The sequence below is a fragment of the Blautia faecicola genome, assembly GCF_004123145.1.
Classification (GTDB): domain Bacteria; phylum Bacillota; class Clostridia; order Lachnospirales; family Lachnospiraceae; genus Oliverpabstia; species Oliverpabstia faecicola.
In genome coordinates, this window is sequence record NZ_SDKC01000001.1 from 1579724 (window position 1) to 1592230 (window position 12507).

10 protein-coding genes and 1 riboswitch are annotated in these 12507 nt (G+C 45.2%); of the genes, 8 read left to right on the forward strand and 2 right to left on the reverse strand.

Translation table 11 applies throughout. From position 1 onward, the window contains the following. Window positions 1–72: 72 nt before the first annotated feature. From acsV to gpmI, 7 genes are all read left to right on the forward strand, one after another. Entirely contained in the window at window positions 73–2007 is a 1935-nt protein-coding gene (gene acsV / locus ETP43_RS07045) for a corrinoid activation/regeneration protein AcsV (protein ID WP_129257520.1), read from the forward strand. A 26-nt stretch (window positions 2008–2033) separates the two neighbouring features. After that, window positions 2034–2675 (forward strand): DUF3786 domain-containing protein, encoded by a 642-nt coding sequence (locus tag ETP43_RS07050; protein ID WP_129257521.1) that lies wholly within the window; start codon window positions 2034–2036, stop codon window positions 2673–2675. A 93-nt stretch (window positions 2676–2768) separates the two neighbouring features. Next, a riboswitch (THF riboswitch) is annotated at window positions 2769–2870 on the forward strand. Window positions 2871–2947: 77 nt separating this feature from the next. Beyond that, the gene (locus ETP43_RS07055) at window positions 2948–3490 is read left to right on the forward strand and encodes a folate family ECF transporter S component (protein ID WP_129257522.1); all 543 of its coding nucleotides are present in this window, start codon (window positions 2948–2950) and stop codon (window positions 3488–3490) included. 15 nt (window positions 3491–3505) lie between these two features. Then, window positions 3506–5191, forward strand: coding sequence for a formate--tetrahydrofolate ligase (locus ETP43_RS07060; protein ID WP_118316020.1), 1686 nt, complete (start codon window positions 3506–3508; stop codon window positions 5189–5191). 216 nt (window positions 5192–5407) lie between these two features. Further along, on the forward strand, window positions 5408–6037 hold the full coding sequence (locus ETP43_RS07065; RefSeq protein ID WP_022398433.1) for a cyclodeaminase/cyclohydrolase family protein: 630 nt from the start codon (window positions 5408–5410) through the stop codon (window positions 6035–6037). 15 nt (window positions 6038–6052) lie between these two features. Continuing rightward, window positions 6053–6904 (forward strand): bifunctional 5,10-methylenetetrahydrofolate dehydrogenase/5,10-methenyltetrahydrofolate cyclohydrolase, encoded by an 852-nt coding sequence (locus ETP43_RS07070; RefSeq protein ID WP_022171783.1) that lies wholly within the window; start codon window positions 6053–6055, stop codon window positions 6902–6904. A 242-nt stretch (window positions 6905–7146) separates the two neighbouring features. Beyond that, on the forward strand, window positions 7147–8688 hold the full coding sequence (gene gpmI / locus ETP43_RS07075) for a 2,3-bisphosphoglycerate-independent phosphoglycerate mutase (RefSeq protein ID WP_129257523.1): 1542 nt from the start codon (window positions 7147–7149) through the stop codon (window positions 8686–8688). Between the two features lie 197 nt (window positions 8689–8885). Here gpmI and pyk read toward each other — a convergent pair whose 3' ends face one another. After that, on the reverse strand, window positions 8886–10298 hold the full coding sequence (gene pyk / locus ETP43_RS07080) for a pyruvate kinase (protein WP_118316023.1): 1413 nt from the start codon (window positions 10296–10298) through the stop codon (window positions 8886–8888). Beyond that, entirely contained in the window at window positions 10285–10464 is a 180-nt protein-coding gene (locus ETP43_RS07085) for a hypothetical protein (RefSeq protein WP_129257524.1), read from the reverse strand. Before ETP43_RS07085 ends, pyk begins: the two co-directional genes overlap by 14 nt. A gap of 673 nt (window positions 10465–11137) precedes the next feature. On the opposite strand from ETP43_RS07085, the gene eno reads away from it, so the two are divergent. Continuing rightward, window positions 11138–12478 carry a phosphopyruvate hydratase gene (gene eno, locus ETP43_RS07090; RefSeq protein ID WP_129257525.1) on the forward strand — a complete coding sequence of 447 codons (1341 nt, stop codon included), beginning with the start codon at window positions 11138–11140 and terminating at the stop codon, window positions 12476–12478. The last annotated feature ends 29 nt before the right edge of the window (window positions 12479–12507 follow it).

Below are 12507 nucleotides of genomic sequence, written 5' to 3' on the forward strand. Positions count from 1 at the left end.
GTCGCCACTAGCCTTTTCTGGCTGAGGTGACAGCCTCCTTTCACAAATTCGAAAAAAAGAGAGGCTTAAATCATGTTTAAAGTAACTTTTCGTTTTGAAAACGGTGAAGCCGTAGATGGTTTTGCAGCAGCCGAGGAGAATCTTCTGGAAGTTGCGAGAAAAACGAATGTAGCAATTGATGCCCCTTGTTCCGGTAACGGTTCCTGCGGAAAATGCCGCGTAAAACTGTTAAAAGGAACTCTGAATTCGCCAAGAACCAGACATATTACAGAGGAAGAATATGCAGAGGGATGGAGATTGTCCTGTGCGAGTAAAGTGGAAGGCGATATCGAAGTAGAAGTACCGGATATTGCATCTGCTTACCGCAGTAGAATGAAGGTTGCGGATTTAAGTTCCCCGGAAGAAGTAGCTATTTTTGACAATGCCAAAGCAGATGTAGAGGCGGCGGGAATTGTTCTGAAAAATGATATGGAAGTGGTAGATGTTACAATGGATGCCCCGTCTCTGGAAGATACCATGCCGGACAATGAACGTCTGATGCGTGCACTGAAAAAACAGATGCAGGTAGAACATGTGATTCTTCCATATACGGTAATCTGCAAGATGGCAGATGTGCTGCGGGAAACCAATTTTTCTGTTCGGTGTGTCATTGGAAGAACAGGAAGCAAAGGCAATATTTTCGTCTATGATATTTTCCCGAAAGATGCAAAAGTGATCATCGGTGGTCTTGCTATCGATATCGGTACTACAACCGTATCCGCATTGCTGATTGATATGGTAACCGGAGATATTCTTGGAAAAGCATCCTCAGGAAACGGTCAGATCCGTTATGGAGCAGATGTTATCAACCGTATCATTGAATCTGCAAAACCTGGCGGAAGACGCCGTCTGCAGAAAGCAGTTATTGATGAGACGATCAATCCGCTGATCCAGCAGATGTGTCGTGCGGCAAAATTCCCGAATAAACAGATCTACCGTATGTGCGTTGCCGGAAATACAACGATGAACCATTTGTTTGCAGGTGTAAATGCAGATCCGGTCCGTATGGAACCGTATATACCGACATTCTATAAAACAAATTCTCTGTATGCATCAGATCTTGGTCTGACCGTGAATCCGGATGCTCATATCATTATCGCTCCGAATATCGGAAGTTATGTGGGCGGAGATATCACTGCCGGTACACTGGTCAGCATGCTGTGGAATAAACCGGAATTTTCTCTGTTTATCGACCTTGGAACCAATGGTGAGCTGGTATTTGGTAACTCTGATTTTATGATGAGCTGTGCATGTTCCGCAGGTCCTGCCTTTGAGGGTGGTGATATCAGCTGTGGTATGCGCGCGACAGACGGTGCGATCGAGGCATGTACCATCGACAAAGAAACCATGGAACCAACCTTTACGGTGGTAGGAGATCCGGGACAGAAACCAATCGGTCTGTGTGGTTCCGGAATTATCGATGTGATCAGTGAACTGTTCTCCGCAGGAATCATCAATCCGAAAGGAAAATTCGTGCGGGAAGGTGAAAGAATTCGCAGAGACAAATATGGTATGGGAAGTTATGTTCTGGCATTCCAGAAGGATGCAGGTGCAGAGAAAGATGTTGAGATCACAGAAGTGGATATCGACAACTTTATTCGTGCCAAAGGTGCGATTTTCTCAGCTATTCGCACCATGCTGAATTCTCTGGAATTTGATGTATCGATGATCGAAGAAGTGTATGTAGCCGGTGGTATCGGAAGTGGTATCAATATGAAGAATGCGGTCAATATCGGAATGTTCCCGGATATCCCGCTGGAAAAATTCCATTACATTGGTAACTCTTCGTTGTCAGGCGCTTATACGATGCTCCTGTCCAAAGAAGCAGAGCGTATGACATACCAGGTTGCATCCAATATGACTTATCTGGAACTGAGTACCGTACCGACTTATATGGATGAATTTGTTGCGGCATGCTTTATTCCACATACGGATACCAGTATGTTCCCGTCCGTTTCTCAGCAGTAAAGATTGACATGCAGGAGAGAACAAACATGGAATTGCAGTACGACAAAGACAGTAAGGAGAGAATCCCTTACGAGCACTACATGGAGTTGCTTCAGAAAGCAGATCCGGAAGAAATCAGTGCGAGAACAGGAATTTCTTACGACCAACAATCACAAACCTTTACCCTTCATCTGTTAGGTGTTGCCTATCAGGTTCACTTTCCGGATTATGTAGTAAGACACGATCCGGAGAGTACGGTAGGATATTATCCGCTGGAAAACGCGATCAATGCCCGGATTCTGGTACTTCGTTACCTGGTGGAAGGACACGCTGCTCCGTCGACCGGAAAATATCTGACTTACCGGGAGACGCCGTGGGGAACGGTATATCTGAAACAGTTTCAGGGCAGATGCTTGATGCGTCTTGCTTATGGGTTTGGCAACAAACAGGAAGCGTTCCGATCTGCAATGGAAAAGATCGGCGCAACACCTCTGGAACACGGAGATATCGCTTATGAGTTCGAAGTGATCGATGGTTTCCGTGTACAGATGATTTTATGGGCAGGAGATGACGAATTTCCTCCGTCATCTCAGATTTTATTCTCTGACAATTTTCCCATTGCTTTTCAGGCAGAGGATATGGCTGTAGTGGGCGATGTATCGATCACTATGATAAAAGCACTGGCATAACTGAATTATAATTTACTGATTTATTTGTAAAAAAATGTGAAACGGGGAATGACTTTCATTCCCGACAGTAGGAGAATGCAAATGAGCAAGGATAGTAGAGTAAACATTGCGCGTAAAGTGCTTCAGGATGGGAAGTTGCCTGTTGACGAAGGAAACCGCGAAATATTTCCACGATGTAATGTTGCGTCCGCTACTGCATTAAAGATAGATTCAGTTTCTGTGTTATCTGCCTTTGGTGTAGTATACTGCTATACCTGAGAAAGGAAAATACAATGAAAAAACTGAATGGTAGAACTATCGTTTTTGCAGCTGTTTTAGTGGCAATGAATCTGGTGTTAAGCCGGGTGCTGGCGATCAATATCGGTCCAACCATCCGAATTACGATAAGTGCAACACCGATTTATCTGGCAAGTCTCTGGTTTGGACCGCTGGTAGGGGGAATCTGCGGTGGTCTGGGAGATCTGCTTGGGTGCCTGATCCAGGGATATGCACCGAATCCACTGATCCTGGTATCTTCTGTACTTTCCGGTGTACTGCCGGCAGTGTTCAAAAAGTACGTGTTCCGGGATAGAATAAATACCTGGAAAATAGCAGTGATGCTGATTGTAAACGGAATCATAGGTTCCCTTGGATTTACAGTACTTGGTCTTCATGTATATTACGCAACACCATGGAGTGTACTGTATGCAACGAGAACGCTTCAGACGATTGCGCTTACAATTGCAAATACAATTCTGGTTTCCCTCTTATATCAGAGTGCACTGACCCCGTATGTGAATCAGATCTTTGCGTCTCAGAAAACCAGAGAAGTATAAAAGGAGGTAAATGATATGGGATACAAAACAGACATTGAAATCGCACAGGAATGCGAAATGAAACCGATCACCGAGATCGCAGCGAAAGCAGGTATCGATGACAAATATCTGGAGCAGTATGGAAAATACAAAGCAAAAATCGACTACAATCTGTTAAGAGAGTCTGATGCTCCGGACGGAAAACTGATCCTGATGACTGCCATCAACCCGACACCGGCAGGTGAAGGAAAAACAACAACAACTGTAGGTTTGGCAGATGCCCTGCAGAAAATGGGCAAGAAAGTTATGGTAGCTTTAAGAGAACCATCCTTAGGACCGGTCTTCGGTGTAAAAGGTGGAGCAGCCGGCGGCGGATACGCACAGGTAGTTCCGATGGAAGATATTAACCTGCACTTTACCGGTGACTTCCATGCCATCGGCGCAGCTAACAACCTGCTGGCAGCCATGATCGACAACCACATCTTCCAGGGAAATGCTCTGAACATTGACCCGAGAAAGATCACCTGGAAACGTTGTGTAGATATGAACGACCGTCAGCTTCGTAATGTCGTAGACGGACTCGGCGGAAAGACCAATGGTATGCCGAGAGAAGACGGCTACGATATCACCGTAGCAAGTGAGATCATGGCAGTTCTGTGTCTGGCAAGCGATATCAACGACCTGAAAGAACGTCTGGGACGTATCATCATTGGATATACATACGGTAAAGTGGCAGAACAGAAACCGGTAACCGCACACGATCTGCATGCAGAAGGTGCAATGACCGCCCTGTTAAAAGATGCTCTGAAACCGAACCTGGTACAGACACTGGAACATGTACCGGCAATCGTACACGGCGGACCATTCGCCAACATCGCACACGGATGTAACTCCGTAACCGCAACCAAGATGGCTCTGAAACTGGCTGACTATGCAATCACAGAAGCCGGATTCGGTGCAGATCTGGGCGCTGAGAAATTCCTGGATATCAAGTGCCGTATGGCAGGACTGAAACCGTCTGCAGTTGTTATCGTAGCAACCGTACGTGCCCTGAAATATAACGGCGGCGTTCCGAAAGCTGAGCTGAATGCAGAAAACCTGGAAGCTCTGGAAAAAGGTATGCCGAACTTGTTAAAACACGTAAGCAACATCAAGAATGTATACAAACTGCCATGTGTAGTTGCCATCAATGCATTCCCGACCGATACCAAAGCAGAACTGGATCTGGTAGAAGAAAAATGTAAAGAACTGGGCGTAAACGTAGCTCTGTCTGAAGTATGGGCAAAAGGCGGCGAAGGCGGTCTGAAACTGGCTGAAGAAGTGATCCGTCTGGTAGAGGAACCAAACGACTTCACATACGCTTACGAACTGGAAGGTTCTATCGAAGACAAACTGAACCAGATCGTACAGAAAGTATACGGTGGAAAACGTGTCGTTCTGACAGCCAACGCTCAGAAACAGGCAAAACAGTTAGAGGCTCTTGGATTCGGCAACTGCCCAATCTGTGTGGCTAAGACACAGTACAGCCTGACCGATGACCAGACCAAACTAGGTGCACCGACAGACTTTGAAGTAACCGTAAGAAACCTGAAAGTTTCCGCAGGTGCAGGCTTTATCGTAGCCCTGACCGGTGAGATCATGACCATGCCTGGACTGCCGAAAGTACCGGCTGCTGAGAAGATCGATGTAGATGAGACAGGAAAAATTACTGGTCTGTTCTAAGAATCATCGTAACTGTTCAGTACCTTCACAGTTACGAGCCAAAATGTATTTAAAATCACCTTCGGTGATAACATTTTGGCTTGTATGTCTCGGGATTTTGGTATGTTCATGCCAAAACACCTCGCGGAATATTTCCTACTGAATAGTCACGAATAATCCATATGGCTGCCCGGTTAGCCGGGCAGCTGTATAAAAAATAAGCGGAGGAAAGAAGCAATGGGATTTTCAACTGTACCATGCAATGAATTTGTAGAAGTATTGGCTTCCAAAGCACCGGTTCCGGGTGGCGGCGGCGCATCTGCTCTGGTTGGAGCAATCGGAACCGCTCTGGGCAACATGGTAGGAAGCCTTACCGTAGGTAAGAAAAAATATGCGGATGTAGAAGAGGAGATGTGGGAGCTGAAGAAAAAAGCTGATGAACTTCAGAAAGAACTGCTGCATCTGATCGAACGTGATGCGGAAGTTTTCGAACCACTCTCCAAAGCATACGGAATGCCGAGAGAGACCGAAGAGGAAAAAGCAGAGAAAGCCAGAGTTATGGAAATCGTCCTGAAAGATGCCTGCTCTGTACCGATGGAAATCATGGAAAAATGCTGTGAAGCGATCGAGATCATCGTGGAATTTGCAGCAAAAGGCTCCACACTGGCAATCAGCGATGCCGGTGTAGGCGCAGCATTCTGCAAAGCAGCTTTACAGGGTGCCAGCCTGAACGTATACATCAATACCAAATCCATGAAAAACAGAGAATACGCAGAGGAACTGAATGCAAAATGTGACGCAATGCTGGAAAAATATACCAAGATTGCAGACGAAGTTTTTGAAAGCGTATTAGGCAGACTGAAATAGGGAGGATAAACAGAAATGGCAAAACAGTTATTAGGAAAAGAAGTAACCGCAGCTCTGAATGAAAAAATCAAAGCAAACGTTGCAGCTTTAAAAGAAAAAGGCATCAACCCGACACTGGGTATTATCCGTGTAGGTGAAAACGGAAGTGATATCTCTTACGAAAGAGGAGCAACCAAACGTTGCGAGACTCTGGGTGTAGAGTGTGTAAAATTCCTGCTTCCGGAAGATGTATCCCAGGAAGAACTTCTGGCTACCATCGATAAAGTAAACAAAGATGACAGCATTCACGGCGTACTGTTATTCCGTCCGCTGCCAAAACATCTGGATCAGTCTGTGATCGAAAACGCTCTGGATCCTGCAAAAGATGTGGACTGTATGACAGACGGTTCCATGTCCGGCGTATTTACCGGAAAACAGGTTGGATTCCCTCCATGTACTCCGCAGGCTTGTATGGAGATCCTGGATCATTACGGAATCGACTGCACAGGTAAAAAAGCAGTTGTGATCGGCCGCAGCCTGGTAGTAGGAAAACCGGCAGCGATGATGCTGATCAAGAAAAATGCAACTGTTACCGTATGCCATACAAAAACTGTTGACATGCCGTCTGTAGCAAAAGAAGCAGATATCATCATCGTAGCAGCAGGTCGTGCAGGCGTTGTTGGCGCTGACTATGTAAAACCGGGTCAGACCATCATCGATGTAGGTATCAATGTAAATGCAGAAGGAAAACTCTGCGGTGACGTGGATTACGCAGCTGTAGAGCCGATCGTAGATGCAATCACTCCGGTACCGGGCGGTGTTGGAAGTGTTACCACATCTGTTTTGGTAGGACATGTGGTAGAAGCAGCTATGAGAAAATATATGTAAGCGCGGAATCATTTTATCAGAACATAATAAAGTGATATAGATCTTCCGGGGACAGAAACGAATATCCGAATCTGTTCCCGGAAGATTTTTTATTTCATATGTTGTTTCTCTGATAACCCTTGAAAAAATCCGTATTTCTGTTAAAATATCTGTAGTGCGATTTTCACGTATTACGTGAAAACCGTATACGATGTGAGTAAACAGTCGTACAGAATAGTTCTGTACAGCAAGAGGAGGAAAACATGAGTAAAAAACCTACCGTTTTAATGATTTTAGATGGTTATGGATTAAACGACAAGTGCGAAGCAAACGCAGTTTGTGAAGGAAAAACACCGGTTATGGATCAGCTGATGTCTCAGTGCCCGTTTGTAAAAGGTAACGCAAGCGGCATGGCAGTAGGTCTTCCGGAAGGACAGATGGGTAACTCAGAAGTTGGACATCTGAATATGGGTGCAGGTCGTATCGTATATCAGGAACTGACAAGAATCACCAAAGAGATCCAGGACGGCGATTTCTTCAAGAACGAAGCGTTGCTGGCAGCTGTAAAGAATGCAAAAGAGAACAACTCTGCACTGCATTTTATGGGTTTGTTATCTGATGGTGGTGTACACAGCCACAATACACATCTGTATGGTCTGCTGGAACTGGCAAAAAGAGAAGGTCTGGAAAAAGTATATGTACACTGCTTCCTGGATGGCCGTGACACTCCGCCGGCATCCGGAAAAGGTTATGTAGAAGAGCTGCAGACTAAGATGAAAGAAATTGGTGTTGGCGAGATCGCAACCGTTGCAGGACGTTACTATGCAATGGATCGTGATAACCGCTGGGATCGTGTAGAACTGGCATTCAAAGCCATGACAAAAGGCGAAGGCGTAAAAGGAACAGACGCAGCAGAAGCTGTACAGGCCTCCTACGATGCAGAAAAGACCGATGAATTCGTTCTGCCGACCGTTATCGAAAAAGACGGCAAACCGGTTGCAACCGTTCAAGATAAAGATTCTGTTGTATTCTTCAACTTCCGTCCTGACCGTGCACGTGAGATCACAAGAGCATTCTGCGATGATGATTTCAAAGGTTTCGCACGTGAGAAAAAACTGGATGTAACTTTTGTATGCTTCACCGATTACGATGAAACTATCGGAAACAAACTGGTAGCATTCGTAAAACAGGAGATCAAAAACACATTCGGCGAGTACCTGGCAGCTCATAACATGACACAGGCTCGTATCGCTGAGACAGAAAAATATGCACACGTTACCTTCTTCTTCAACGGTGGTGTGGAAGAGCCGAACAAGGGCGAAGACAGAATCCTGGTTAAATCCCCGAAGGTAGCAACCTACGATCTGAAACCGGAGATGAGTGCATACGAAGTGTGTGACAAACTGGTAGATGCGATCAAATCCGACAAATATGATGTGATTATCATCAACTTCGCTAACCCGGATATGGTTGGACATACCGGTGTGGAAGCAGCAGCAATCAAAGCAGTAGAAGTTGTTGACGAGTGCGTAGGACGCGCAGTTGACGCTCTGAAAGAAGTAGACGGACAGATGTTCATTTGCGCAGACCACGGAAACTGCGAACAGCTGATAGACTATGAGACAGGCGAACCATTCACCGCTCATACCACCAACCCGGTTCCGTTCATCCTGGTAAATACAGATCCTTCTTACACACTGCGTGAGAACGGATGCCTGGCAGACATCATCCCAACCCTGATCGAACTGATGGGTATGGAACAGCCTGTTGAAATGACAGGAAAATCTCTGCTGATCAAAAAGTAAGATTCAAGGAAGTTTGATTTTTCAAACATGAATAACTATGAGAAACACGCTCTGCGAGTTTCTTATAGTTATCGCGGCAGTCGCCAAAGTCTCGTGCAAGCACGGACTTTGGCTCGTTGCTCACGTAAATAAAAATGCAGGAAATAAAGACACAATGTGCTTTATCTCCTGCATTTTTTTCGTTTACAGATGTGTGTTTAAATCTGCTCAACTTTCAGAATGTTTGTATTGCCGGTGCTTCCGTTTATTGCACCTCCGGTAAGGACAAGGTTGTCACCTTTTTCCAGTGAAAATATTTCCCGGACTTTTGCAAGATCATGCTGGAACATGGCCTCCATGGAGTCGAATCTGCCACACAGGATCGGGGTTACACCCCAACTTAAATTAAGTTTGCGCCAGCCTCTTTCAGAGTATGTCATACCAAGGATATCTACCGGGCAACGGAATCTGCTGACCATCCTAGCGGTGTGTCCTGACAGGCTGTTTACAATGATAAATTTTGCCTTTAAATCAGTAGCCATAGCACAGGTAGAATGGGAAACGGCATCCAGATTATTGGTGATTGCAAACTCAGCTTTTTTAAAACGGTTCTCATAAGATATACTGCTTTCAGTGAAAGCAATGGTTTCTACCATATTTTTAACAGCGGCAACCGGATATTTTCCGGAGGCTGTTTCACCGGACAGCATTACAGCTGAAGTTTCATCATAAACAGCATTGGCAACGTCTGATAGTTCTGCTCGTGTTGGTCTTGGATTATAAATCATAGATTCAAGCATCTCAGTTGCAGTGATAACACGTTTGCCAAGCATACGGCACTTCTGTATAAGATATTTTTGAATGCTGGGCACTTCCCTGGCTGGAATTTCCACTCCCAGATCGCCCCTGGCAATCATAATTCCATCTGCTACTTCACAAATCTCGTCAATATTGTTTACACCGGAGCGATTCTCTATTTTAGCTATAATGTCGATATCCTTTCCATTATTGGAATCTAAAAAGATCCGCATATCCAGCATATCCTGCTTGCAGGAGACGAAGGAAGCAGCAACAAAATCAACCTGGTTTTCAATTCCGAACAGAAGATCTTCTTTGTCCTGCTCGCTCAAAAATTCGTGTTTCATTACCCGGTTTGGAAAATTCATGCTTTTAGAGTTGGACAGTTCACCACCAACAATAACTTTGCATTTTGCACGGGAAGAACTGAGACCAACAACTTTGAAAATAACCAGCCCATTATTTACAAGAATGGTATCTCCAATCTCCAAATTTTCCATCAGCTGCTTAAAGTTCACGGAAACAATATGTTCATCTCCAATAATGTCTTCTGTGGTAAATGTAAAATCATCTCCATCATGAAGAAATACTTTTCCGTTCCGGAAAGTACGGATACGATACTCAGGTCCTTTGGTATCCAACATAATTGGTATAGGAAGATTCAGTTTCTCCCGGACTTTTTTAATAAGTTCGATTTTCTTTCCGTGTTCTTCATGAGTGCCATGTGAAAAATTTAAACGCGCTACATTCATTCCTGCCAGGCACATTTCTTCAAGTATCTGCTCGTCTTCACATGCCGGACCTATGGTACAGATCAATTTAGTTTTTCTCATTTTTTCTGTCCTCACTTTCGTTGGAATGATTGTTATTTTCGGAAGAGTCTCCACGACTGATCCACCATGCCCATACACAGGCACCCAGAGCTAATACACATAAAATTCCTACAAAAATATTCTGACCCATTTCGTTCTCCATTTCCTCAGGCTGTCTGCCGTTCATCAGGCAGAGCCTGAAATACACTCGTTTTTTGCATCAAAAACAGCCCATTACAGTAATAATAATGGGATACAGAAAATGAGAATCAGAGTCGTTTTTTACCGTCCGATTTATGAAGATAACTGATGATTTTTTTGCCCGGTAATACGGGACAGAACAGAATAATGAAAGAAATAAAATAATAATTTTGTGAAAGGCGGGGAACAAAATAAAGACCTGGAGTATATGCAAGCCTGTTTATACTGTTTCGTGCATTGGTATTGCGCGAAAGGTACTGTTCACAAAGAGTATAAACGCGCTCCTGTAGCATTTCCCTGGTGCAGGGAGTCGTATTATTGGCAGATATGGTATCCGATCCGGAATAGAAAGTGGCAGAATCGGCTGAAATGGAAGCATACAAAGAAGAATGTGTCTGATATGGAGCAAAACACATTCCAAGCATGAAAAACATGATCACTAATGCGATATTTCTTTTCGACTTATGTAAGGTATTCACAGAACCACTCCTGCCGGAAATCAATTTCCAATAATTAATATGGAAAAGTATAACATAAGTGTTATGAAATGACAATAGAATATATTTTTTACATAAATAAGAAATGAAACACACATATTTTTCTCTGCTTCGGACATACTGAAAAAGAGCAGCAGATGACAGAAACAGGAGGAATATGTGATGTATCGATATCTACCGATTCGAAGAATCTACGCAAGAGAAGTCCTCGATTCCAGATCCAATCCTACGGTGGAAGTGGAAGTGACGGTAGGAGAAGGAATCATGGGAGTGGATGGATATACAGGAAGAGCCATTGTGCCGTCGGGAGCATCTACCGGCAAATATGAGGCTGTGGAACTGCGGGACGGAGAAGAACGCTTCGATGGTCTTGGTGTGGAACAGGCGGTACGAAATGTCAATGTCCGTCTGGCAGAACAGATCGTAGGAGAAAATGCGCTGAATCAGTCCTATATTGACCAACTGCTGATCCAGGAAGACGGAACCGACAATAAAAGCAGCCTGGGAGCAAATGCGACACTTGGCGTGTCCCTTGCAGTAGCCCGTGCTGCGGCGAAAGCGCTGCGTCTGCCATTGTATCAGTATCTCGGGGGCGTGCATGCGGTGCGGATGCCGGTTCCGATGATGAACATTCTGAACGGGGGGCGCCACGCGGACAATACGGTAGATCTTCAGGAGTTCATGATCATGCCGGTGGGAGCGGAAAGCTTTCGGGAGGCAGTACGCATGGGAGCGGAGATCTATCAGCGCTTGAAGATCCTTTTAAAACACAAGGGGCTGTCTACCGCGGTCGGTGATGAGGGCGGTTTCGCGCCGGATCTGGAAAGCGCGGAACAGGTGCTGGAATTTCTGACAGAAGCGATTGAAGACGCAGGATACACACCGGGAAGCGATGTGGTATTTGCCATTGATGCGGCGGCAAGTGAACTGTATGATGAGGACCGGGAAGGGTACTATTTTCCCGGGGAGAGCCGGATGCAGGGAAATGAGGTTGTGCGGACATCCACAGAGATGATTGCATATTATGAAAACCTGCTGGATCGCTTCCCGATTGTTTCGATTGAAGATGGTCTGGAAGAAGAGGACTGGGAAGGCTGGACGGAGATGACCCGGAGGCTTGGAAACCGGGTACAGCTGGTGGGAGACGATCTCTTTGTGACCAATAAAAAGCGGCTGAACTGTGGCATCCGCCTGGATGCTGCCAATGCGATCCTTGTAAAGGTGAATCAGATCGGAACCCTGACAGAAGCTCTCGAAGCGGTAGAGATGGCGTACCGTTTCGGATACCGTGCGATTATTTCCCATCGTTCCGGAGAGACAGAAGATTCTTTTATCGCAGATCTTGCGGTAGCCTGTGGCAGCGGACAGATCAAGACCGGTGCGCCGTGCAGGTCAGACCGCAATGCAAAATATAACCAGCTGTTGCGTATCGAGGATTATCTGGGTAAAACGGCGGTGTATGAGAATCCTTTTTGCCATCCAACCGGCAAATCGAACAGATAAATAAGCAAAAATAAAGAAATTCGTACAAA